Origin of the sequence: Variovorax sp. 22077 (assembly GCF_052044195.1) — a bacterium.
In the GTDB taxonomy this organism is placed as follows: Bacteria; Pseudomonadota; Gammaproteobacteria; order Burkholderiales; family Burkholderiaceae_C; genus Variovorax; species Variovorax atrisoli.
On sequence record NZ_JBQEQC010000027.1, the window covers coordinates 17,071 to 40,699 of the forward strand.

Here is a 23,629-nt window from a genome sequence, read left to right on the forward strand (position 1 = left end):
GTGTCGCAGGGTTCAGTAGCCGCTGTTGCCGCCGCCGTAACCACCGCCACCGCCCGAGCGGCCGCCGCCACGGGGGCCTGCGCCGTAGGGGCTGCGGAAACCGCCATCGCCACCACCGCCGCCGCCACCACTGCGGCCACCGCCGCCGTAGCCGCCACCGCCGCCGGAGCGACCGCCACCACCGTAGCCGCCACCGCCGCCGCCGCCGTAGCCACCGCCACCACCGCCGCCATAACCACCACCACCGCCGCCGCCGCCGCCGTAGCCGCCGCTGCGCGGAGGACGGGCTTCCATCGGACGTGCTTCGTTGACGACGACGCTGCGGCCGCCCAGGGGCTGGCCGTTCATGCCGTTGATTGCGGCCTGTGCTTCCGCGTCACTGCCCATCTCGACGAAGCCGAAGCCCTTCGAGCGACCGGTGTCGCGTTCCATCATGACCTTGGCGCTGGTCACGGCGCCGAACTGCCCGAAGGCTTGTTCGAGATCTCCGTCGCGCACCGAGTAAGGCAGGTTGCCGACGTACAGTTTGTTGCCCATCAAGGGACTCCTATAAACACATCAAGAAAAGCGATGGAGTCCCGAAAGCATCACTCAAACGAGAGCGTCGAGTCGCGCGAAACTGACCGATCACCGAACTGCCTCCCGACCAAATTGAAGAGGGAGGCTCGTGCATTATGGGTGAAATATCCGAATTGCAAGCGGGAATTTGCTTCTTGAGGTAGCACCTGCCAAAACAATTCGGAAGTTTGCGCATACTCTCATGATGAAGCGAAGTCCTTCGCCCTACATCCGTGCCTGCATGTAGAATTCCGATCGTCATTGGGGAGTAGCCGCCTTCCGATCTGCGAGAAGGGCCCGCGTCAACAGACTTGTCCTGTCCCACCAGGATATGGCGCGTGCAGTGAAAAACACCTGGCGAGACCTTTGACCGTGCAACTTCGGGAATATGGCCGAAGGTGTTGCACGGTCAATTGCGTCCTTCGGCCCAAGGAACCCCACGTCATCATGGAAGCTTTTCTCGTAGCAACGGGCGTCGTCGCGCTCGCGGAAATGGGCGACAAGACCCAGCTCCTGGCCCTTCTCCTGGCCGCGCGTTTCAGGAAACCCTGGCCGATCGTCCTCGGCATCTTCGCCGCCACCGTCATCAACCACGCGCTCGCGGGCGCGGTCGGCAACTACCTCACGCGCTGGCTCGGACCCGAGGTGCTGCGCTGGATACTGGGCGGCTCGTTCATCGCGATGGCCGTCTGGATGCTGATCCCCGACAAGCTCGACGACGATGACGCCCCCGGTGCATCGAAGTTCGGCGTCTTCGGCACCACGGTCGTCGCGTTCTTCCTCGCCGAGATGGGCGACAAGACCCAGATCGCCACCGTCATGCTCGCCGCCCGCTTCACGCACGACTACTTCTGGGTGGTCGTGGGCACAACGCTGGGCATGATGCTGGCGAACGCGCCTGTGGTGTGGCTCGGCGAGAAGATCGTGCGGCGTGTGCCGATCAAGCTCGTGCACGGCATCTCGGCAGCGATCTTCCTGGTGCTCGGCGTTCTCATGATCGTCGGCATATAAAAAACACCGTCCCCCTCCCAGGAACACCGCGGAACCGGCTTTGCCGGGCCGCAGGTGTTGCCCCCTTCACAAGGGGGTAGGCGAAGCGACACGCAGTGCGCGAAGCCTGGGGGATATACTCTCTCTGCGCCGATTTGCTTCAGCTTGCGGGCGCTTGATAAATGCAGCTAAAGACAGTCAGTTGGCGAACAACCCGGCTCGTTTTTGGCGAGGCCGGGTTTTTTCATTCATGTCTTCGTCGCCACCTTTGGTCGTCACTCCGCAGTCGATGCAGTTCGCAGGCCCGCTGGCCCTGCGTAGCGGCGCATCGATCAGCGACTACACGCTCGCCTACGAAACCTACGGCACCCTGAACGCCGATCGCAGCAACGCCGTGCTCGTGTGCCACGCGCTCAACGCATCGCACCACGTCGCCGGCGTCTACCAGGGGCAGGCCCGCTCCGAGGGCTGGTGGGACAACATGGTGGGTCCGGGCAAGCCGGTCGACACCGACCGCTTCTTCGTGATCGGCGTCAACAACCTCGGCTCCTGCTTCGGCTCGACCGGCCCCATGCACGTCAACCCCGCCACGGGCCGTGTATACGGCGCCGACTTCCCCGTGGTGACGGTCGAGGACTGGGTCGACGCCCAGGCCGCGCTGCTCGACGCGCTCGGCATCGAGACGCTCGCCGCCGTGATGGGCGGCAGCCTCGGCGGCATGCAGGCCCTTTCGTGGACGCTGCAGTATCCCGAGCGCGTGCGCCACGCCGTGGTGGTGGCCAGCGCCCCCAACCTCACGGCCGAGAACATCGCGTTCAACGAAGTGGCGCGCCGCGCCATCGTGACCGACCCCGATTTCCACGGCGGCCATTTCTACGAACATGGCGTGGTGCCCAAGCGCGGCCTGCGCATCGCGCGGATGATCGGCCACATCACCTACCTCAGCGACGACGTGATGAACGCCAAGTTCGGCCGCATCCTGCGCAGCGCGGTGGAAGGCGAGGCGGCAGGCGCGGACTACCGCTACTCCACGCAGGACGTCGAGTTCCAGATCGAGAGCTACCTGCGCTACCAGGGCGACAAGTTCAGCGAGTACTTCGACGCCAACACCTACCTTCTGATCACCCGCGCGCTCGACTACTTCGACCCCGCGCGCAACCACGGCGGCAAGCTCAGCGCCGCGCTGGCCCAGGCGCGCGCCAAGTTCCTGCTCGTGAGCTTCAAGACCGACTGGCGCTTCTCGCCCGCGCGCAGCCGCGAGATCGTCAAGGCGCTGCTCGACAACAGCCGCAACGTGAGCTACGCCGAGATCGACGCGCCGCATGGCCACGACGCCTTCCTTCTCGACGACGTGCGCTACATGGGCGTGGTGCGCTCCTACTTCGAGCGTGTCGCCAAGGAGTTCCAGCAATGAGCGACCTCGAACACCAAAGACTCATCGCGGAGCTCGTGCCGCAGGGCTCGCGCGTGCTTGACCTCGGCTGCGGCGACGGCGCCCTGCTCGACCTGCTGCAGCGCGAGCGCGGCTGCACCGGCTACGGCGTGGAGATCGCCGACGGCAACGTGCTGCAGTGCATCCGCCGCGGCGTCGACGTGATCCAGCTCAACCTCGACGAAGGCCTCGCGATGTTCGACGACGCCTCGTTCGACGTGGTGCTGCAGATCGACACGCTGCAGCACCTGCGCAATGCGGAGGTCATGCTGCGCGAGACAGCGCGCGTGGGCCGCATCGGCATCGTCGCCTTCCCCAACTTCGCGCATTGGCCCAACCGCCTGAGCGTGGCGCGCGGGCGCATGCCCGTCACGCGCCGCCTGCCCTACCAGTGGTACGACACGCCCAACATCCGCGTCGGCACCTTCAAGGACTTCGAGGTGCTGGCCGGCAAGAACAACCTTCGCATCCTCGACGCCTTCGGGCTGCAGAACGGCCGCGACGTGCGCTGGCTGCCCAACGCGCGCGCCAGCACGGCCGCCTTCAAGTTCGAGCGCGGCGGCGGCTGATAGCGCGATGAGCTTTACGCTCGCACAGCCGGTCCACAGCGAGCTCGTCATCAAGAAGAGCCGTTTCATCGGCTGCGTGCAGCCGGTGGCCGACCGCGCGGCGGCACTGGCCGTGGTCGCCTCGCTGCGTGCCGAGCATCCCGCGGCGGCGCACGTGTGCTGGGCCCTCATGGCGGGCGGGCAGTCGGCCGCGAACGACGACGGCGAGCCCGGCGGCACCGCAGGACGTCCGATGCTGGAAGTGCTGCGCCACCAGCAGGTCGAGGGTGCGCTCGCGACCGTGGTGCGCTACTTCGGCGGCGTGAAGCTGGGCGCGGGCGGGCTCGTGCGGGCCTACACCGATGCGGTCGCGCAGGCCCTGCTCGGCGCCACGCTGGTGCCGCTCCTGCGCCAGCGCAGCCTGCGCTGCTCGGTGCCCTATGCGCTCGAAGGGCTGGTGCGGCGCGAGCTCGCTGCCGCGGGCGCGGTGCTCGAGGGCGTGCAGCACGGCGACGACGTGGCCTTCGCCTTCTCGCTGCCGGAGCCCGAGGCCGACGCCTTCATCGCGCGCCTCGGCGATGCTGCGCAAGGGCGCGTCGTCTGGCCGCAGGAGTGAGCCTCTTCGCCGGGACCGCGGGTGCCGGCTCGACCATCGCGAGAACGCCGCGCTGCGCCACCGGCAGGACGGCCGGTTCGTCGTCGCTCCCGCGCCGCGCCATCTCGGCGGTCACGATGCCGGTCGGCACCGCGAGCACGCCCCAGCCCACCAGCATCATCACCGAGGCGATCGCGCGGCCGAGGTCGGTCTTGGGCACGAGGTCGCCGAAGCCCACGGTGGCCATCGTCGAGATCGCCCAGTAGACCGCCACCGGAATGCTGGTGAAGCCGTGCTGCGGCCCCTCGACCACGTACATCAGCGTGCCCATCACCAGCACCACGAGCATCACGAAGCCGACGAACACGGTGATCTTCCGCCGGCTCGCCGCCACCGCCGAGACCAGCGCGCGGTACTCGACCGAGTAGCGCGATAGTTTGAAGATGCGGAACACGCGCAGCAGTCGCAGGATGCGCACGTCGATGAGATAGCCCAGCCCCATCTCCGGCGCGAAGACCACGAGGAAGGTCGGCAGCAGCGCGAGCAGGTCGATCACGCCGTAGAAGCTCGTCGCGTAGCGCAGCGGCCTGTTCACGCAGCTCAGCCGTGCGATGTACTCCAGCGTGAAGAGCGCCGTGAACACCCATTCGAGCACGTTGAACACCGAGCGCCACTGCTCGCGGATGGACTGCACGCTGTCGAGGATCACCACGAGCACGCTCGCCACGATCACCGCGATCAGCGCGAGGTCGAACCACAGCCCTGCGCGCGTGTCGGCCTCGAAGATCACCGTGAAGAGCGTGCGCCGCCAGCCGTGCGCGGGCTTGTCGAAGCGCGAGTCCGAAGAGGCCGACATGGCGCGCGATGCGGGCATGGTGGAAGGCGTGGCGTCGGCTGCGGTGTTCTGGCGGGTCATGGCGCCACATTGTCATGCGCGCGATCGACTTATTCAGTTACGCTTCTTGCGCAATGAAGTGCCGCAGGCCGTGAGTGCGTTCTTACGATAGTCCCTTTCATGAGGAGCTCCCCTTTGGCTACACAGTCCCCCTTCTTCGGCAAGCGTGATCGTGACACCGATTCGTTGACATCGCGCCCCGCGCCGCTCGTCGGCTCGGGCACCAACCTCTCCGGAAGCCCCGTCAATCCTTCTTCGCTCACCGCACAGCAAGGCGGCCTGAACACTCCCGCGACCGCGCCGGCCAAGGAAGGCGGCAGCAAGCTGACCGTCGGTCCCAACATCAAGCTCAAGGGCGTGGAGATCACCGATTGCGACACGCTCGTGGTCGAAGGCCTGGTCGAAGCCACCATGGACTCGCGCCTGATGCAGATCGCCGAACAGGGCGCGTTCAAGGGCTCCGCCGAGATCGACATCGCCGAGATCCGCGGCGTGTTCGACGGCAGCCTCACCGTGCGCGAGAAGCTCGTCATCCACTCGACCGGCAAGGTCACGGGCAAGATCCGCTACGGCAAGATCGTGATCGAGGAAGGCGGCCAGATCTCCGGCGAGATCAGCTTCGGCGCCGCCAAGCCCTCGCTGCAGGCTGCGGCCTGAAGTCGGTCCCCCGGCTTTTCACTTCGCTTCGCTGCGTGTAAATCCATCCCTCGAGGGGGATGGCGCGGATCGCCTGGGGAGCGGCCCGGAGGCGCCCACGGGCGCCTTTCACGTGGCAGGCGCGGTCCATCCAAGACGCTCCAGCAAGGCACCGGCAGCAGCCGGTGCCTTTTCCTTTGCGCCGTTGATGAAGTAGACGAACACGTCGCGCTTCTTCGGCGACGTGGCCCACCCCTGCGCGCGCTCGGCCCATGTGTCGAGGGCCTTCGGCGCATAACCCAGCTTCAGCTTGGCGTCGGCCATCATCAGCCGCGCGTAGGCGATGTCGCCCTCGGGCTCTTCGAAGGACGGAAACTTGTCGGCGTCGGTGAACACCGTCGACACCTTGTACTTCTTCGCGAGCGCCTTGTAGGCGGGCACGATGAAGCTCTCGTGCCGCACGTCCATCACGTGGCGCAGCGCGCGGCTGCCCTCCTTCTTCGGCAGCAGCGCGAGAAAAGCCTCGAAGTCCTCCGCGTCGAACTGCTTGGTCGGCATGAACTGCCACACGATCGGCCCGAGCTTGTCGCCGAGCTCGGCCACGCCGCTGTCGATGAAGCGCTTGATGGAGTCGCCCGCGCCCGACAGCAGCTTGCGGTTGGTCGCGAAGCGCGAGGCCTTCATCGAGAAGATGAAGTCGTCGGGCGTGTCGTCGCGCCACTTGCGGAAGGTCTCGGGCTTGAAGGTGCTGTAGTAGGTGCCGTTGATCTCGATGGCGCTGACCTTGCGGCTCGCGTAGTTGAGTTCCTTCGCGTGCGCGAGCCCCTTGGGATAGAAGTTGTCGCGCCAGGGCTCGTAGGTCCAGCCGCCGATGCCCACCTTGATGTTTGCCTTGCTCACGTGGCCCTCCGGGTTGAGATCGCCCGCACTCTACGCGCGGTCGCTCCAAGGCGCAAAATGCGTCCTTTCTTTCGTCACCCGCGGAGAACCCACCGATGAACGCCCCCCTGCACCGCGAAATGCCCGCCGGCACGCTCGACGCCGAGCGCGCCCTGTCCGACGTCACCGCCCAATGGGACGGCGACATCCTCAAGCAACTCACCGACTACATCGGCATCCCCGCGAAGTCGCCCGGCTTCGACAAGGACTGGTCGGCCAACGGCTATCTCGAGACGGTGCTGCGCAACGCCGCCGCGTGGGTCGAGGCGCAGAAGGTGGAGGGCCTGAAGCTCGAGATCGTGCGCCTGGAGGGCCGCACCCCGGTGCTGTTCTTCGAAGTGCCGGCCACCGGCACCGACATGGGCGAGACCGTGCTGATGTACGGCCATCTCGACAAGCAGCCCGAGTTCACCGGCTGGCGCAACGACCTCGGCCCCTGGACGCCCAAGTACGAGAACGGCCTGCTCTACGGCCGCGGCGGTGCCGACGACGGCTACGCGGTGTACGCCAGCATCGCCGCGCTGCAGGCGCTCAAGAACCAGGGCGCGGCGCATCCGCGCATCGTCGGCCTGATCGAGACCTGCGAGGAAAGCGGCTCCTACGACCTGCTGCCCTACGTCGACGCGCTGCGCCCGCGCCTGGGCAACGTCGAGCTCGTGATCTGCCTCGACTCCGGCGCCGGCAACTACGACCAGCTGTGGCTCACCACGTCGCTGCGCGGCATGGCCAGCGGCACGCTCAAGGTCGAGGTGCTGACCGAGGGCATCCACTCGGGTGACGCCTCGGGCCTCGTGCCCTCCAGCTTCCGCATCATGCGGCAGGTGCTCGACAGGCTCGAGGACAGCGCCACCGGCCGCCTGCTGCCCGCGAGCTTCCACTGCGAAGTGCCCGCCGACCGCCTCGCGCAGGCCAAGGCCACCGCCGCCATCCTCGGTGAGGAGGTCTACAAGCGCTTCCCGTGGGCGCACTACGACTGCGGCGGCTCGACCGTGTTCGCGCTGCCCACCACCACCGACCCGGTCGAGGCGCTGCTCAACCGCACCTGGAAGCCCACGCTGTCGGTGACCGGTGCCGAAGGCTTCCCGGCGCTGAAGGACGCGGGCAACGTGCTGCGCCCCTACACCGCCTTCAAGCTGTCGCTGCGCCTGCCCCCGCTGGTGGACGCGGCCGAGGCCGTGCAGAACCTCAAGACGCTGCTGGAGGACAACGCGCCCTACCAGGCCCGCGTCACCTTCGAGAGCAACGGCGGCGCCACCGGCTGGAACGCACCCACCATCACGCCATGGTTCGAGGACGCGCTCAACAAGGCCTCGAAGGCGCACTTCGGCGCTTCCTGCGGCTACATCGGCCAGGGCGGCACCATCCCGCTGATGAACATGCTCAGTGCCGGCTTCCCGAAGGCGCAGATGATGGTCTGCGGCGTGCTCGGCCCGAAGAGCAATGCGCACGGCCCCAACGAGTTCCTGCACGTGCCCTATGCCAAGAAGCTCACTGCTGCCGTGGCCGAAGTGATCGCCGCATTGCCGGCCGCGCACCGCGCAGCAGCATCGGAGCCGGTGGCCGCTTGAGCGAGGCGCTGCCTCTGCTGCAGCGCGTTTCGCTGTCCACGCCCGGCGGCGAGACGCTCGCATTGCGCCGGCTGCCCGCGCCCGGCCCGGCGCGCGCCGTGGTCGTCGTGGTCCACGGGCTCGGCGAGCATGCGGGCCGCTACCACGGCCTGGCCGAGTACCTGCACGAATGGGGCTTCGCGGTGTGGGCGCACGACCACTACGGGCACGGCGAATCCAGCGGCCCGCGCGGCGGCCTGCCGAGCGAGCTGCGGCTGGTGGATGACCTCGCGCTGGTCATCGACGACGCGCGCCGCGAGAACCCCGGCCTGCCGCTGGTGCTGCTGGGCCACAGCCTCGGCGGCCTGGTGGCGGCGAGCCTGGTCGCGCGCGGCGTGCGGCAGGTCGATGCGCTGGTGCTCTCCTCGCCGGGGCTCGACCCGGGGCTGAGCGGCTTCCAGAAGATGCTGCTCGCGGTGCTGCCGCGCATTGCGCCCGGGCTGCGCGTGGGCAACGGCCTGGACGACAACTTCCTCTCGCACGATCCGGCCGTGGTGCAGGCCTACCGCGACGACCCGCTCACGCACGACCGCATCGGCGGGCGCCTCGCGCGCTTCCTCGCGTACGAGGGGCAGATCGTGCTGCAGCAGGCCACGGACTGGCCCGTGCCGACGCTGCTGCTCTACGCGGGCGACGACCGCCTCGTGCGCCCCGCGGCCAGCCGCGCCTTCGCCTCGGCGGCGGCGCCCGGCGGCAAGGTCGAGGCGCACTGCTTCGACAGCCTGTACCACGAGATCTTCAACGAGCTCGAAGCCGAGCCGGTCTTCGAGGCCCTGCAGCGCTGGCTCAACCGGCGCTTTCCGCCGCGGATCTGACGGCGCGCTTGCGGCGCGCCAGCCAGAGCAGCGCCGCACCGGTCAGCACCACCGGCACCAGCGAGCCGACGTTCAGCAGTTGCCAGCCCTGCGTGGTCACCAGCACGCCCGAGGCGAACGAGGTCAGCGCCAGCGTGGCGAACACGCAGAAGTTGAGCGCGCCCTGGGCGCGGTCGCGCTCCTCGGGCGCGTAGGCGGTGAGCGAGAGCGTGGTGCTGCCGGTGAACAGGAAATTCCAGCCCACGCCCAGCAGGAACAGCGCCACGATGAAGTGATGCAGTTCCACGCCCGAGAGCGCGACGGCGATGCAGCCGAGGTTCAGCAGCAGCCCCGCGCCCATCACCGGCAGCGCGCCGAAGCGGCGGATCAGGTGGCCGGTGAAGAAGCCCGGCGCGAACATGCCGATCACGTGCCATTCGAGCACCAGCGCGGCGTCGGAGAAGGGCAGGCTGCAGATCTGCATCGCGATCGGCGTCGCGGCCATCAGCAGGTTCATGACGCCATAGCCCAGTGCGCCGGCTGCGGCCGCCACGATGAACACGGGCTGGCGCGCGATCTCCGACAGCGAGCGTCCGCCGCCCGATTCCTTGCGCGCGGGCGCCGGCGGGAATTCGATGAAGTGCATCACCACCATCGACAGCAGCGCCACCGCGGCGAGCGCGATGTAGGCGCCCGCGAAAGGCACGGCGAAGGCCTCGCGCGTGGCCTTGGCGAGGTTGGGCCCGGCCACGGCGCCGATCAGCCCGCCGGCCATCACCATCGACACCGCCTTCTCGCGCCATTCCGGCGCCGCCAGTTCGGCCGCGGCGAAGCGGTAGAGCCCCGCGTTGGCGTTGTAGTAGCCCGCGATGACGGTGGCGAAGCACAGCAGCCAGAAGTTCCTGGTGACGGCCGCGAAGCAGCACAGCAGCGCCGACACCAGCGCCACAGCCAGACCGGTCTGGAACGAGCCGCGCCGGCCGAAGCGCTGCTGCGTGCGCGCCACCAGCCCGGTGGAGAGCGCGCCGCCGATCACGTAGCTCATCACCGGCAGCGTGGCCATCCAGCCGCGCGGCGCGATGGCCAGGCCCACCAGGCCGTTGATGGCGATGAAGGTGACGTTGTTCGTCAGCAGCAGTCCCTGGCAGATGGCGAGCAGCCAGAGGTTGCGGTTCATGGTGCGGTCTCTCGTATCGCGCGCTGCAGGTCGCGCTCGATCTCGCTGAAGGCGATGGCGGGCAGGTCGCCCAGCGTGCGCTCGGTGCCGGTGAGCGCCACGCCGAGCACGGTCTGGAGCGCCTTGCCGTCGGGGCTGTCCTGCACGAACCAGCCTTCCTCCAGCTGCAGGCGGACCTGGCCTTCTCCGGGCACGCCCTTGTTGAAGGCGTTGACCATGCCGCCGTCGCCGATCTCGCGCACCCAGCCGCGCGTCTCCAGGCCCATGAGCGCGGCGTTCGACACCGCGCGGCCGGCCCACTGCGGCAGCTCGCGGCCGGCGCGCAGCGCATCGTCGAGCACGAAGGACTGGCGCGAGAGCTGCTCGAAGGGCTGCAGCAGCTCGTAGTCGGCCAGCACCTGGCCCCATGCGGCGGCGAGCGAGGCATCGAGCGCTGCGAAGTCCAGCGGATGCGGCAGGCCGATGCGCGCGTTCTCCGCCAGCTTCACCGGGTCGTCGTTCAGGTCGGCCAGCTCGCCTTCCGCCGTGACGCGGAACGTGCCCTGCAGCCTGTCGGCGGCATCGAACAGGCCCCAGACCAGCGGCCGGCTGAACACGCGCAGCACCGGATGGTTGGCGAAGAAGGGCATGAATTCGTCGGGGCTCCAGCGGCGCTGCGCGCACATCGCGGCTTCGAGCCGCCTGATCTGCGTGGTGGCGACGGTCTTCGCGAGCTTGCGCAGTTCCTTGAGCTGGGTCGTTGCGGCGGCCGCCTTGCCGGGGTCGTCGTTCGCGCCGGCCTTGGGCAGCGTCTTGAGCGCCTTGCCCTTCGCATCGTGGACGACGGGCTGGAAGCTGTCGTCCATGCGCACCTCGAAGCTGCGCGAGCCGAAGTCCAGGGTGAGGCGCGCGCGGACATCGAGGCCGAGCTCGGGCACGGTGCGGTCGGCCAGCTGGTCTAGGCTCAGGCCGCGCTGTTCGGCCACTTCGCCGAGCATGCGGTCGGCGCGGGTGCGCAGGTCGTCGTAGCGGGTCTGGCGCGAGAGTTCGGCCAGGTGCATCAGCGCGGCGTCGCTGCCGATCTCGCCGAGCATGGCCATCGCGTCGTAGGCGCGCACGCGGTCGAGGGCGGCGCGCCACTGGCGCAGCAGGCCGTAGAGCTGGCGCGCGGTCTCGCCGTCGCCCAGGCGGCCCTGCAGCGCGAACATCCAGCGTTCCTTGCTCGGGCGGCCGTTGCCGATCCACCAGGCCAGCAGCGCGCGGCCGAAGCGTGCCAGCGAGTCGGGCGTGATCGCCTCCAGCAGCCCGGCGAGCCCCGGATAGGGCGCGTCGGCCTTGCCAAGCATCATCGCCATCAGCACGTCGGGCACCACGGCCTGCGGCAGCGCGAGGCCGTCCTTGGCGAGGATCAGCCGGGGCAGCGTCGGCAGCGGCAGCGTCTTCGGCACCGCGGGCAGGCTGTCGGGCAGCACGTCCTCGGGCGCGATGGACAGCAGCTGCGCCACTGCGTCGGCGGCTTCGGCGCCGTAGGCCCGTGCCTGCTTGCGGACCGCATCGGCATGGCCGTTGTCGTGCAGCCAGCGCAACGCGGCCTGTGCCGATTCATGCGCGGCGCCGGGCTCGCCCAGCGCGATGGGGACGAGGCCGCGCGCGGCGGTGTCGGGGTAGCGTTCCAGCCATGCGGCCGCCTCGCGTCGCACCCAGCGGTTGGTGTGGAAGCCCCTGGCGATCCAGCCGGCGAGCGGGTCCCACTCGATGACCGACGCCAGCTCGAACATCGCGCGCGAGCCCTGCTTGAGGAAGCGCGGCAGCCCCGGCAGCGCGTCCGCGCCGAGGGCGTGGAGGATGGGCCGCACGCGCGCCACGTCGCCCATGAAGTGATCGACGGCCGGCCCGTGCGTGAACGCCGCCACGGCCAGCGGCGCGGGCAGCTGCCAGATGTATTCGGCCACGCCCCAGCGCGTGCCCGGGAGCGAGCCGAAATCCTCGGGTCCGGCGATCTCGCGGCGCCCGGCGGCCACGTCGTCGACGAGTTCGGGGCGCAGGCCCAGCATCCACAGCGCCTTGTGCACGCTGCCGCCTTCGCGGATGGCATCCGGCGCATTGGGCTGGTGGCGCGGGAACTCGGTCATCCACTGGTTCGAACGATCGCGCGAGACGCGCACCTCGCGCGCCAGCCAGTCGGACAGGTCACCCGTGGCCTGCAGGTACTGCGGCGGCTGCAGGTCGGCCCAATGCAGCCGCGCTGTCGGTGGCAGCGGCTGCAGCGCCAGCACCGGGATGACGGGCAGCGCCTGCCGGTTCTTCCATGGCGGGCGGCGCAGCAGCGCGGGCCAGTCGTCGGCGGATGCGTCGGCCACGCCGGGAGAGCCGTCTTCCTGCAGGCGCGCGAGCGTCTTGCGCTGCGCCTCGTCGCAGGAGGCCTCGAGCGGCTTCTGCCATTCGGGGTTCGCCGCGAGCAGCTCCAGGATCAGCGCGGCCCCGGCCTGGTGCCGCGCCGGGTTCGCCGACAGCAGTTCGCGCAGCACGAAGAGCGGCCAGCGAGCCGCCTGCTTCACCAGCGCGTTCTTGCAGTCGATCTGCTTGACCTGCGCGACGAAGAAGCGCACCACCTCCGCGTCATGGATGGCCAGCAGGTCGGTGACGGCTTCCTTGTGCGGCGAGGGCTCGAAGAGCAGCTCGGCTGCCGCGGCGCCATGCATCTCGAGCATGCGCAGCCGCGCGGCGCGCGGGGGATAAAAGCTGGAGCGGTGGCGGCGGAAGAAGTCGAGGCTGTCGGCCAGGCTGCGCTCGTCGGAGAGCGAGCCGCCGCACTGGCCGCAGGGCCGGTCGTTGAACCGCGCGAGCGCCTCGCGCATGCTCTTGGACCACCGCACCTTGCCGTCGGGCCGCGCGTCGAGGCCGCCCTCTTTCTTCTCGTCTTCTCCCTTCGACTTGCGACTGCCCGCCATGCCATTGCTCTCCGTTGATGCCGCAGGGATTGTCGGCCAACACGCGCGGGCCAAAAAAAAGCGCCCTCGCGGGCGCTCGAACGCTGGAGAAGGCAGTCCGGTTCAGGACTGCTTGCCTTGCAGCAGACCGCTGAGCGAGCCCAGCAGGTCGTCATGGTTGCCCAGCCCCTGGTCGGGGACCTTGCCGTGGGGCGTGAGCTGGTCGATGAGCGCCGGCAGCATGGTGGCCAGCATCGGCAGGAGCGTCTGCGCATTGATGCCGAGCTTGGATGCGATGCTCGCGATGGTGTCGCTGCCCAGCGCGTTCTGCAGCTGGTCGCCGGTGACGGGCTGGTTTTCTCCCTTGCCGATCCACGAGCCGATGACGTCGCCCATGCCGGCCTGCTCGAACTTCGAGACCAGGCCACCCAGGCCGCCCACGCTGCCGTTGTTGGCGAGCAGGCCGCCCAGCGCGCCGGCCAGGCCGCCCAGATCACCCAGACCGCCGAGGCCTCCACCTTGCGGCTGCTGCTGTTGCGCAGCGCCTCCGAGCACCTGGCCGAGTACCGAATCGAGCAATCCCATGGCTGTTTCCTTGGTGTGTGACAGAACCGCCAACATTGTTAAATGCCGCGGACCGTAAGTCGAAAGTGCCACGCCACTTTCGAACCGGCAACGTGACAAATTACTTGGTACGTGCCGTCCGTTTGGCGAGCAGCGCGGGGCTGACTCCCTGCACGCCCACCAGGCCGAGCACGGTGACGAGCGAATTCTGCGCGCCTTTCCACGCATCTGTCATGTCAATGGACTCGCTCAGCGAATGGAATCCCGAGGCCCTTCCTCCGCCGCCCACGATGATCGCCGGCACGCCCAGCGAGATCGGCACGTTGGCGTCGGTGCTGCCGCCGCGCAGCAGCGTCCTGTTGCCGAAGGCGGCGTTCGAGCGGATCGCGGCTTCGACGATCGGCGAGTCGGGCGGCGTACGGCCTCCGGGGCGCTCGCCGATGAGCTTGGTGCTCACGCTCAGCGTGCTGACGTTCCAGCGTCTGTTCTCCTCGACCACGGCCTCGTCGATGGCCGCAAGGATCTTCTTCTCGGTCTCCAGCAGCGAGGCCATGTCGTCCGAACGGATGTCGATGGCCATGCGCGCATCGGGCGCGATGGTGTTCACCGACGTGCCGCCGCTCACGGTGCCGACGGTGAACGTCGTCTTCGGGAAACTCGGCGTGCGGATGTCGGCGATCTTCGCGATGGCGCGGCCCATGCCGTGGATCGCGCTGGGCACCTGCCCGAAGGCGCCGAAGCTGTGCCCGCCGGGCCCCTGGAAAGTGACCTCGTAGCGGTGGCTCGCGGTGCCCAGCACCAGCACCGAGCCGGGCGCCGAAGGCTCGAGCCCCACCATGCCGTCGATGTCGAGGTGGTCGCGGAAGATCGCCTTCATGCCGCGCAGGTTGCCGAGTTCTTCCTCCCCCACGTTGGCGACGAACATCAGGTCGCCCACGGTCTGGATCCTGTTGTCGTTGAGCACCTTGAGCCACGAGAGCAGCACCGCGAGGCCGCGCGTGTCGTCGGCGATGCCCGGCGCATGGAGCCGGCCGTCGCGCTCCTTGACCTTCACGTCGGTGCCGGCGGGGAACACGGTGTCGAGATGGGCCGAGATCAGCAGCTTGGGCCCGTTGCCCGTGCCCCTGCGCAGGCCGACCACATTGCCTTCGGCGTCGATCTTCGCGCTCGTCAGCCCGAGCGCCTTCATGCGGGCGAGAAAAGCTTCGGCGCGCCGGTGCTCCTTGAACGGCGGGGCCTCGATCTCGGTGAGCATCTTCAGGTCTTCGATCGAGCGGTCGTGGTCGGCCCTGACCGCGTCCAGCAGCTTCTGGATGGCGGGGGACGCCATCAGCTGGGTGAAAGCCTGGTCGATCTCGGGGCTGACCTGAGCGGGCGTCGGGGCGACGGCCTGGGGCTGGGCGAGCGCGCCTTGAGCCGCGCAAAGCAGCGTCGCGGCAAGTGTCAGAGGGGCGAGGCGCAGCAGGCCGGGCAACTTGAACATGGGCGCGGGAGTCCTTCTTTTGTCTTAAAGAAGTAACGATTGTTTCTCAGGCTGTCCAGGCGCGCGTTGCGGAAAACACCCACCGGCACGCCGGCGGCGCTCCGCCTGACCGTTCGCCCGCCTAGAGGCCGGCCAAGGCCACCAGCGCGGCCAGCGCCGCCGTCTCGGCACGCAGCACCCTCGCGCCGAGGGTGACGGGAGCGAAGCCTCGGGCGATGGCCTGCTGCTCCTCTGCGGCGCTCAGGCCGCCTTCGGGGCCGCTCAGCACGGTCGCGCCCTGGTCGCCCGGGGCGATGGCCGCGATGCCGCGCGTGCCCTCGGCCAGGCTCAGCACCAGGCGCACGGCCGGCTCGCGCTGGGTTTCGAGCCAGGCCGCGAAAGGCTGCACCGGATGGATCGCCGGCACGCGGTTGCGGCCGCATTGCTCGCAGGCCGCGACGGCGATGGCTTCCCAGTGCGCACGCTTCTTCTCGGCACGCTCGCCGGCCAGGCGCAGCACGCCGTGGGCCGTGGCCAGCGGCTGGATGCTCGCCACGCCGAGCTCGGTCGCCTTCTCGACCAGCCAGTCCATGCGCTCGTTGGCCGGCATGCCGACTGCGAGATGCACCGCACGCGGCGCTTCGCGCTCCACGGCGAGGTGCGCGCCGACCGTCACCGAGACGTCGCTGCGGCCCATGCGCTCGACCGTGGCCGCGTACTCGCCGCCCGCGCCATCGAACAGCGTGAGCGCGTCGCCCGGCTGCATCCGCAGCACCTGCACATGGCGCGCGGCGCCTGCCGGCAGCGCCAGGCTGGCGCCGGCGCTCAACGGCACTGAACAATGGAAACGCGGCATGCTACGGAATCGATAGCTGCGAGCGGCCGTTGCGCGGGCGCCGCAGGGTGGTGCTTTTTCAGTTCGCCTTCAGACACGGCCGTAGGCGTAGCCCGTGATGGCCGAGGTGCCCTCGATCTCGTCGATCACGCGCGACAGGGGCGTCAGCTCCGAGTAACGGCTCGCGGTGGCGCGGATGTAGGCGATGAAGCGCGGCGTGTCGGCCAGGTAGCGCGGCTTGCCGTCGCGCAGCGTGAGGCGCGCGAAGATGCCGGCGACCTTCAGGTGGCGCTGCAGGCCCATCCACTCGACCGCGCGGTAGAAGGCGCCGAAGTCCTCGTCGACCGGCAGCCCGGCCTTGCGCGCCGCCTGCCAGTAGCGGATGGTGACGTCGAGCACGAACTCCTCGTCCCAGCTCAGGAAGGCGTCGCGCAGCAGGCTGGCGATGTCGTAGGTGATGGGGCCGTACACCGCGTCCTGGAAGTCGAGCACGCCGAGTGCAGCTCCCGAGCCGCCGCCGGGCGTGGGGGTCGCATCCACCATCAGGTTGCGCGGCATGAAGTCGCGGTGCACGTAGACGCTGGGCGACGCGAGGTTGCTCTCGACGATCAGCTTGAAGCTGCGCTCGAGCCGCTCCTTCAGCTTGCCCTCGACGGCGATGCCGCGGTGGCGGCCGATGTACCACTCGGGGAAGAGGGCCAGTTCGCGCTCCAGCAGCGCCCGGTCGTAGGGGGGAAGCACGCCGGGCCTGGAGGAAAGCTGCCAGCGGACAAGAGCGTCGATGGCCTGGTCGTAGAGCGGGCGGGCGGCCTCCGGGCGGGTCGGATCGATCACGTCCAGCATGGTCTGGCGGCCCAGGTCGTCCAGCAGCAGGAAGCCGTTGGGCTCGTCCCATTCGAGCACCGTGGGGGCCAGCACGCCGGCCGTGGCCATCAGTCCGGCCACCTGCACGAAGGGGGCGCTGTTTTCCTTGTCGGGCGGGGCGTCCATGACGATGCGCGTGGGGGTGGCAGCGTCGGTGGTGTCGAGCCGGAAGTAGCGGCGGAAGCTCGCGTCGGCCGAGGCGAGCCTCACGGTTTCGGGCCGCAGCGCGTGGCGCGGCGCGACGGCCGCCAGCCAGCCGCGGAACGCTTCGGCCCGCTGCGGATCCGTCCAGGCAATGGTTTCGGCGGGGCGGCTTGGGGCCAATGCGGCCGGGGGCGGGGGTGCTGTCATGGATAATCGATTCTACAAATCCGCCTGGCGCGGCAATCCCCCTTGGCCGGCTTCCGGCCGATGCGGATCGCCACCGGCCCCTGCAACCCGCCGGCCTGCCGCGCCGTCCCCCGACGACCTTTCGTTCCGAACCGATGCCTACGACCCAAAGCCCTCACGCTTGGCACCTTGTGCGCTCGCTGCTCTCCTCGGGAGAGTCGCCGGCTTTCCTCGGAACGGCCGGGCGGGAGGCCTGATGAGCCGACGTCGTGTCGCCGCCCCGCGTCCGCGGCGCCCGGGCATGCCGCCCCTGCCGCTGGCCGTGCTGTCGCTGGCGCTGATCCATGTGCACGGCGCCTCGGCCCAGACGGCCGGCAATCTCGCCGACGCCCCGCTCACGCTGAAGCGCACGCCGCAGCTCACCGAGACCCTGACGCCCGCCGACCGCGGCCAGATGCCCAGCCTGGTCACCGGCGACCGCATCTCCGGCCGGCCCGACCTCGAGACCGTGGTCGAGGGCAACGCCACGCTGCGCCGCGGCGCGGTGTCCATCACCGCCGACCGGCTCGAGTACTACCAGCCCGACGACCGCGCCAAGGCCACCGGCAACGTGCGGGTCAACCAAGCCGGCAACGTCTATGAAGGCCCCGAGCTGCAGCTCAAGCTCGAGACCTTCGAGGGCTTCTTCAACAACGTGCGCTACCAGTTCCTCGCGAACGAGGCGCACGGCGAGGCCAAGCGCATCGACTTCGTCGACGCCAACGTCTCCATCGCCCGCGAAGCCACCTACACCACCTGCCGCCGCGAGGACTTCCCCGGCTGGATGCCCGCCTGGCTGTTGACCGCGACCTCGATCACCACCGACACCGAGGAGAACGAGGGCGTGGCGAAGAACGCGCGCCTGAGCTTCATGGGCATCAGCACGCCGCCCATCCCGAGCGTGAGCTTCCCGCTGTCGAACGACCGCAAGACCGGCCTGCTGCCGCCCACCATCGGCATCGACAACATCAACGGCCTGGAGATCGCGCAGCCGTACTACTGGAACATCGCGCCCAACCGCGACGCCACGTTCACGCCGACGATCATGAGCAAGCGCGGCGTCAACTTCAGCAACGAGTTCCGCTACCTCGAGAAGCAATACAAGGGCGAGATCCGCCTCGACCTGATGGGCAGCGACCGCCTCGTGGGCGACCGCTACAACGAGCTGCGCACCAGCCAGCTCCAGCAGCTGGCCAACGGGCAGATCACGGCCGGCAGCCTGACCAATCCGCCGAAGAACACCCGGCGCTGGGGCCTGTGGCTCACGCACCACCAGGACTTCGACGCCAAGGCGCTCGGCCTCGATTCGCTCTCGGCCAACGTCACCATCAACCGGGTGAGCGACGACGACTACTGGCGCGACTTCACCCGCACGCCCTCGCTCGCGCAGCGCCAGCTGCCGAACGACGCCTCGCTGAACTGGGGCAAGGGCGACTGGAGCGGCATGATCCGCACGCTCAAGTACCAGAACCTGCAGTACAACCTGTCACCGATCACGCCGTCGTACGACCGGATGCCGCAGATCACGGCCAACTACAACAAGTACGACTGGCACGGCTTCGACGTCGCGCTGAACCTCGACTACACGCGTTTCCGCGTGAACAGGCTCTCGTCGACGCAGCTCGGCTACGACGTCAACCAGCAGTCTCAGCCCGACGGCGACCGCGCCATGGCCGTGGCGACGATCAGCCGGCCCTTCATCACGCCGAGCACGTACGTCATCCCGAAGCTGATCCTGAACGCGGCTTCGTACAACTACTACCTGCCGCAGGCCGACATTCCGAAGCTCACGCTCAATGGCGTGCAGTACGTCAACGGACAGGTCTACAACCCGAGTTCGCTGTACTTCTTCCCGACGTCCAGCAACCGGGTGGTGCCGACCTTCAGCCTCGACAGCGGCATGACCTTCGAACGCGACGCCAGCTATTTCGGCCGCGCCTTCCGCCAGACGCTGGAGCCGCGCGCGTACTACGTGTACACGCCCTACCGCAACCAGAGCATGCTGCCGAACTACGACTCGGCAGCCAACGACTTCAGCTTTGCGACCATCTACACCGAGAACGCGTTCTCGGGCGGCGACCGCATTTCCGACACCAATGCGCTCACGCTGGGCGTGACCTCCCGCCTGATCGACCCGGACACCGGCGTCGAGGCCGCGCGCTTCGGCATCGCGCAGCGCCTGCGCTTCAGCGACCAGAAGGTCACGCTGCCGGGCGGCACGCCGGTGACCGACCGAGCGAGCGACCTGCTGCTGGGCGCCACGATCAACTGGACGCCCAAGTGGAGCCTGGACACGCTGGTCCAGTACAACCCCGACACCCGCCGGTCCGAGCGCTCGGCCATCAGCGCGCGCTACAACCCCGAGCCGTACCACAACCTGAGTGCGGCCTTCCGCTACCAGGCGCCCAGCACCCCGACCGCGACCGACGGCAACAAGTCGATCGACGTGGGCTGGCAGTGGCCGCTGAACGACCTGTGGGGCGACAAGGGCAAGAACCTCGGCCCCGGCAAGGGCCAGGGTGGCGGGCGCTGGTATGCGGTCGGCCGGCTCAACTACAGCCTGCAGGACAAGAAGCTCACCGATGGCGTGCTCGGCTTCGAGTACGACGGCTGCTGCTGGATCGGTCGCGTGGTGATGCAGCGCATCACCACCGGCCAGGTGACGGCGAACACGCGCATCATGTTCCAGCTCGAATTCGTCGGCTTCTCCAGCATCGGCTCGAGCCCCATGCAGACGCTGCGGCAGAACATCCAGCGCTACGAACCCCTGCGCCAACCGGGCGAAGCGCCCAGCCGCTTCACCAACTACGACTGAGACGACTGACTCCGACTGAGCTAGCGAGCGACGCCATGAAAAACATCCGTTCCATCATCACCCTGGGTTGCCTCGCGGCGATCGCCGCCACGGCGGGTGCCCAGGGCTATCGTCCCGGTACCGGCATCACGGACATCATGCGCGCCGGTCCGCGCCTGGGTCCGCCGCCGGCGCGCCCGTCCACCGCTCCTGCGGCGGCCCCGGTGCAGCGCTCGGCGGAATTCATCGTCGCGCTGGTCAACTCCGAGCCGATCACCAACACCGACGTGCAGTCGCGCGTGACGCGGCTCATCAAGGAGAACCCCGACGCCGAGCGCGTGCCCCGCGGCGAGCTCACGCGGCTCGTACTCGAGCGCCTGATCACCGAGCGCGCGCAGCTGCAGCTCGCGAAGGAAAACGGCATCAAGGTCGACGAAGTGGCCATCGACCAGGCCGAGCAGACCGTGGCGCGCCAGAACGAGATCAGCCTGGTGGAGCTGCGCCGCCGCGTGGCTGCCGAGGGCATCGCGCAGCAGGACTTCCGCAACGACCTGCGCGACCAGCTGCTGCTCACCCGACTGCGCGACCGCGAGGTCGAGTCGAAGGTCAAGGTCAGCGACGCCGAGGCCGACGAGTACCTGCGCGATCAGCGTAACCAGTCCGTCAAGAACGTGGCGCTGGAGAACCTCAACCTCGCCCAGGTGCTGGTGGCCGTTCCCGAGAACGCCACCGACGCGCAGGTGGCCGCCGCCCAGAAGAAGGCGCAGGACATCGCGCAGCGCGCCCGTGCCGGCGAAGACTTCGCCAAGCTGGTGCGCGAGAACTCCGATTCGCCCGACCGCGGCAACGGCGGCGCCATCGGCATGCGAAGCGCCGACCGCTACCCCTCGCTGTTCGTCGAGGCCACGCAGTCGACCGCCGTGAACGGCATCGCCGGGCCCGTGCGTTCGAGCGCCGGCTTCCACGTGCTGAAGGTGCTGGCCAAGGCCCAGATCGGTTCCGGCGACGCCACCGTCACCCAGACCCAGGTGCGCCACATCCTGCTGCTCAACGATCCCAAGCGCACCACCGCTCAGGCGGTTGCGCAGCTGGCCGAGTTCAAGCGCCGCATCCAGGCCGGCACGGCAGACTTCGCGGGACTGGCGCGCGACAACTCGCAGGACGGCAGCGCCAAGCAGGGCGGCGATCTCGGCTGGTCGCGCCCCGGGCAGTTCGTGCCAGAGTTCGAGGAAGCCATGGACCGCCTCTCGCCCGGCCAGATCAGCGACCCGGTTGTCTCGCGCTTCGGCGTTCACCTGATCCAGGTGGTGGCGCGCCGCGATTCCAAGCTGAGCCAGTCGGAGCAGCGCGAAGCCGCACGCGCCGCGCTGCGCGAACAGCGCGTCGAGGAAGCCTTCACCACCTGGGTGCAGGAAGTGCGCGCGCGTGCCTACGTCGAATACCGTGAGCCGCCGCAGTCCTGATGGCATGCGCCCAGGCTGCGCGCACCTCGGGTCGGTTTCCCGGCTTCCTTGCGGGAGCCGGCTCGCTTTCACATCGATGACGGCCTGACGGTATGGCGCAGCACATCGCCAGGAAGCGATTCGGCCAGCACTTCCTGTCCGACGGCGGGATCATCGATGCGATCGTGCGCGAGATCGCGCCGCAGCCCGGCGATGCCATGGTCGAGATCGGCCCGGGGCTCGCCGCGCTGACGCAGCCGCTGGTGGAGCGGCTGGGCCGGCTCACCGTGATCGAGCTCGACCGCGACCTCGCGAAGCGCCTGCGCGAGCATCCGCAGCTCGACGTGGTCGAATCCGACGTGCTCAAGGTCGACTTCGCCGAACTGGCCGCGAGGTTTCCGGCCGGCAAGCCGCTGCGCGTGGTGGGCAACCTGCCCTACAACATCTCCACGCCGATCCTGTTCCATCTGCTGGGCTGCGCCCACCTGGTCGCCGACCAGCACTTCATGCTGCAGAAGGAAGTGATCGACCGCATGGTGGCCAGGCCCGCCACGTCCGACTACAGCCGCCTGAGCGTGATGCTGCAGTGGCGCTACAAGATGGAGAACGTGCTGTTCGTGCCGCCCGAGAGCTTCGACCCGCCGCCGCGCGTGGACAGCGCCGTGGTGCGGATGGTGCCGCTGGCGATGCCGCCGGCCGTCGACGAGCAACGCCTGGGCGAAATCGTGCAGGTCGCCTTCAGCCAGCGCCGCAAGCTGCTGCGCCACACGCTGGGCAAGTGGCTGGAGGAACACGGTTTTTCCGGCGACTTCGACACCCAGCGGCGGGCCGAGGAGGTGCCGGTGGCCGACTACGTGGCGCTGGCCCAGGCCGTACCCCGATGAAAAAAGCGCGCCCCAGGCGCGCTTTTTTCATTTGCTCGTTGCCGGCAAGCTTTGCCGACTTTTCCCGATCAAGCGGCAGCGAGCCAATAGCCCGCGTTGAAGGGGCTGCTCATGCGCAGCGCCAGCGGCGAGACGTCGACCAGTTTGTCGGTCGGCATCTTTTCGCCGGCCGGCTCGGCTGCTGCCGTGGAGTTCACTTCGATGCCATCGAGGGTTTCAACGTTCGGTTGAGCCTCGTTCGCCCGTTCTGCTTGGCTGGTGGATGCAGAACGGGCTACAGAAAAGAATAGAAGCACCGGAACGGGACCTTGCGGTCGCCCCAGTAGTCCGAGGCGTCGCGGAAGATGTCGAGCAGCTGCTCGCGGGCTTCCTTGTCAAACTTGGCGTTGGCCGGAATCTGCTCCAGCACGATGACGAATCCCGGCTGCGGGCCCGATTTATGCAAAGGGTCGGTCATGCAGTCGTACAGCGCGTCGAAGTTCTTCCCGAAGTGGGCCGGGAACGTGAACTGCTGCGCGATCAGGTCGAGGACGTCCTGCTTGGTCTGGGCGTTGCCCAGGTTGGCGTACAGGAAGTGCTGGCCGGCCGCATTGGCTGCGTCCTGCAGGTCGTTCACGCGGAACGCGCGGATCGATTGCACGATGTTCGGGCGTACGGCACGAAGGGATAAGGTCATCTCCGCTGGTCTTTCCATAGTCATCATCATTTCGTCGGGGCGCTTCGAGGCGCCGCTCAGGTCGTTTTCATCGCTCATGGCGCAATCCGTCTGAAGCTCGCGTAGTGGTCTGCGGTGTACCAGCAGGCCTCGGGCGCGGTGCGTCGCTCTCCGCCGCAGACGATCCGCCGTGCGCCGCGGTCGCGAGAACCGGGCGTGGATACCGTGTATTCACGGTAGTGGCCACGGCGTGCGGGCGGCAACAGACGTTCGCGATTGCCGAACACCGAGCCGTCCTTGTCATACCGGAAGGGGCCGCCATCGAGGATGGCCTGGTAGGTCCGCTGGCCCTGCACCGGCAGGTCGGCCAGTGCGATGGTTTCATCGGCGGAGGTCTTCCCGGCGCCGAACCATCCGCGGGCCTCGGCCCCCGTCGTCAACGCCACCAGCATCAGACTGGTGAGCGCAAACTTTGTGACAGAGGACGTGATCGAGGCGTAAGCCGCCATGGGGCACCACAAGAAAAGAGCGGGGGGTCGAATCGGCGATCAACGTCGGGGTTAACCCGCAAATTCAAGCCCGCGAGTGTGCACCACGCTGGCGAAAATAGCAAGCGACTGCCCAAAGTTTGAGCAGTCGCGAGGCTATCGAATGGCTTTTCAAGTTGGCGGCCACTCTCG

21 protein-coding genes and 1 riboswitch are annotated in these 23,629 nt (G+C 68.5%); of the genes, 10 read left to right on the forward strand and 11 right to left on the reverse strand.

Features of this window, described 5'->3' with window-relative positions; all coding sequences use genetic code 11:
- Nucleotides 1-12: 12 nt before the first annotated feature.
- A complete protein-coding gene (locus ACTJLF_RS29285) occupies nt 13-537 on the reverse strand; it encodes an RNA recognition motif domain-containing protein (protein WP_126183593.1) in 525 nt (174 codons plus the stop codon).
- A gap of 272 nt (nt 538-809) precedes the next feature.
- A riboswitch (yybP-ykoY riboswitch) is annotated at nt 810-988 on the forward strand.
- Between the two features lie 17 nt (nt 989-1,005).
- On the opposite strand from ACTJLF_RS29285, the gene ACTJLF_RS29290 reads away from it, so the two are divergent.
- The 4 genes from ACTJLF_RS29290 (at nt 1,006) to ACTJLF_RS29305 (ending at nt 4,144) form a co-directional block, all read left to right on the forward strand.
- Nucleotides 1,006-1,569 (forward strand): TMEM165/GDT1 family protein, encoded by a 564-nt coding sequence (locus ACTJLF_RS29290; protein WP_019653679.1) that lies wholly within the window; start codon nt 1,006-1,008, stop codon nt 1,567-1,569.
- A gap of 229 nt (nt 1,570-1,798) precedes the next feature.
- Nucleotides 1,799-2,962, forward strand: coding sequence for a homoserine O-succinyltransferase MetX (metX, locus tag ACTJLF_RS29295; RefSeq protein WP_019653680.1), 1,164 nt, complete (start codon nt 1,799-1,801; stop codon nt 2,960-2,962).
- Complete coding sequence (gene metW, locus ACTJLF_RS29300) at nt 2,959-3,549, forward strand: methionine biosynthesis protein MetW (protein WP_440884440.1); 591 nt, start codon at nt 2,959-2,961, stop codon at nt 3,547-3,549. Before metX ends, metW begins: the two co-directional genes overlap by 4 nt.
- A gap of 7 nt (nt 3,550-3,556) precedes the next feature.
- Nucleotides 3,557-4,144: an IMPACT family protein gene (locus ACTJLF_RS29305; RefSeq protein WP_126183595.1), complete on the forward strand. Its 588-nt coding sequence runs from the start codon at nt 3,557-3,559 to the stop codon at nt 4,142-4,144.
- On the opposite strand, the gene ACTJLF_RS29310 is transcribed toward ACTJLF_RS29305, so the two are convergent.
- A complete protein-coding gene (locus ACTJLF_RS29310) occupies nt 4,089-5,039 on the reverse strand; it encodes an ion transporter (RefSeq protein ID WP_145759483.1) in 951 nt (316 codons plus the stop codon). The genes ACTJLF_RS29305 and ACTJLF_RS29310 overlap by 56 nt on opposite strands.
- 114 nt (nt 5,040-5,153) lie before the next feature.
- Between ACTJLF_RS29310 and ACTJLF_RS29315 the strand changes: the two genes are divergently transcribed.
- Nucleotides 5,154-5,675 (forward strand): bactofilin family protein, encoded by a 522-nt coding sequence (locus tag ACTJLF_RS29315; RefSeq protein ID WP_019653684.1) that lies wholly within the window; start codon nt 5,154-5,156, stop codon nt 5,673-5,675.
- Nucleotides 5,676-5,783: 108 nt separating this feature from the next.
- On the opposite strand, the gene ACTJLF_RS29320 is transcribed toward ACTJLF_RS29315, so the two are convergent.
- Nucleotides 5,784-6,554, reverse strand: coding sequence for a DUF72 domain-containing protein (locus ACTJLF_RS29320; protein ID WP_440884441.1), 771 nt, complete (start codon nt 6,552-6,554; stop codon nt 5,784-5,786).
- 95 nt (nt 6,555-6,649) lie between these two features.
- Here ACTJLF_RS29320 and ACTJLF_RS29325 point away from each other — a divergent pair, with 95 nt between their 5' ends.
- Entirely contained in the window at nt 6,650-8,161 is a 1,512-nt protein-coding gene (locus ACTJLF_RS29325; protein WP_132755613.1) for a M20 family metallopeptidase, read from the forward strand.
- A complete protein-coding gene (locus ACTJLF_RS29330; RefSeq protein ID WP_440884442.1) occupies nt 8,158-9,015 on the forward strand; it encodes a lysophospholipase in 858 nt (285 codons plus the stop codon). The genes ACTJLF_RS29325 and ACTJLF_RS29330 overlap by 4 nt, the downstream gene beginning before the upstream one ends.
- Here ACTJLF_RS29330 and ACTJLF_RS29335 read toward each other — a convergent pair.
- The 6 genes from ACTJLF_RS29335 to ACTJLF_RS29360 all read right to left on the reverse strand — a co-directional run bounded on the left by ACTJLF_RS29335 (nt 8,987) and on the right by ACTJLF_RS29360 (nt 17,156).
- On the reverse strand, nt 8,987-10,171 hold the full coding sequence (locus tag ACTJLF_RS29335; RefSeq protein ID WP_440884443.1) for an MFS transporter: 1,185 nt from the start codon (nt 10,169-10,171) through the stop codon (nt 8,987-8,989). The two genes, ACTJLF_RS29330 and ACTJLF_RS29335, sit on opposite strands and share 29 nt — an antisense overlap.
- On the reverse strand, nt 10,168-13,101 hold the full coding sequence (locus ACTJLF_RS29340) for a DUF4132 domain-containing protein (protein ID WP_440884444.1): 2,934 nt from the start codon (nt 13,099-13,101) through the stop codon (nt 10,168-10,170). The genes ACTJLF_RS29335 and ACTJLF_RS29340 overlap by 4 nt, the downstream gene beginning before the upstream one ends.
- Before the next feature lie 102 nt (nt 13,102-13,203).
- Entirely contained in the window at nt 13,204-13,665 is a 462-nt protein-coding gene (locus tag ACTJLF_RS29345; protein ID WP_020723009.1) for a YidB family protein, read from the reverse strand.
- A gap of 100 nt (nt 13,666-13,765) precedes the next feature.
- Nucleotides 13,766-15,127 carry a M20/M25/M40 family metallo-hydrolase gene (locus ACTJLF_RS29350; RefSeq protein WP_132755605.1) on the reverse strand — a complete coding sequence of 454 codons (1,362 nt, stop codon included), beginning with the start codon at nt 15,125-15,127 and terminating at the stop codon, nt 13,766-13,768.
- A 121-nt stretch (nt 15,128-15,248) separates the two neighbouring features.
- Nucleotides 15,249-15,962, reverse strand: coding sequence for a 16S rRNA (uracil(1498)-N(3))-methyltransferase (locus ACTJLF_RS29355; protein WP_126183604.1), 714 nt, complete (start codon nt 15,960-15,962; stop codon nt 15,249-15,251).
- Between the two features lie 69 nt (nt 15,963-16,031).
- Nucleotides 16,032-17,156 (reverse strand): phosphotransferase, encoded by a 1,125-nt coding sequence (locus tag ACTJLF_RS29360; RefSeq protein ID WP_132755603.1) that lies wholly within the window; start codon nt 17,154-17,156, stop codon nt 16,032-16,034.
- A 235-nt stretch (nt 17,157-17,391) separates the two neighbouring features.
- Here ACTJLF_RS29360 and ACTJLF_RS29365 point away from each other — a divergent pair, with 235 nt between their 5' ends.
- The 3 genes from ACTJLF_RS29365 to rsmA all read left to right on the forward strand — a co-directional run bounded on the left by ACTJLF_RS29365 (nt 17,392) and on the right by rsmA (nt 22,294).
- Nucleotides 17,392-19,989, forward strand: coding sequence for an LPS-assembly protein LptD (locus ACTJLF_RS29365; protein ID WP_132755601.1), 2,598 nt, complete (start codon nt 17,392-17,394; stop codon nt 19,987-19,989).
- A gap of 35 nt (nt 19,990-20,024) precedes the next feature.
- Entirely contained in the window at nt 20,025-21,431 is a 1,407-nt protein-coding gene (locus tag ACTJLF_RS29370) for a peptidylprolyl isomerase (RefSeq protein ID WP_019653695.1), read from the forward strand.
- 92 nt (nt 21,432-21,523) lie between these two features.
- Entirely contained in the window at nt 21,524-22,294 is a 771-nt protein-coding gene (gene rsmA, locus ACTJLF_RS29375) for a 16S rRNA (adenine(1518)-N(6)/adenine(1519)-N(6))-dimethyltransferase RsmA (RefSeq protein WP_440884445.1), read from the forward strand.
- A 274-nt stretch (nt 22,295-22,568) separates the two neighbouring features.
- Here rsmA and ACTJLF_RS29380 read toward each other — a convergent pair whose 3' ends face one another.
- Entirely contained in the window at nt 22,569-22,994 is a 426-nt protein-coding gene (locus tag ACTJLF_RS29380) for a barstar family protein (protein ID WP_086011111.1), read from the reverse strand.
- A 50-nt stretch (nt 22,995-23,044) separates the two neighbouring features.
- Nucleotides 23,045-23,458: a ribonuclease domain-containing protein gene (locus ACTJLF_RS29385; protein WP_019653699.1), complete on the reverse strand. Its 414-nt coding sequence runs from the start codon at nt 23,456-23,458 to the stop codon at nt 23,045-23,047.
- Nucleotides 23,459-23,629: the final 171 nt, after the last annotated feature.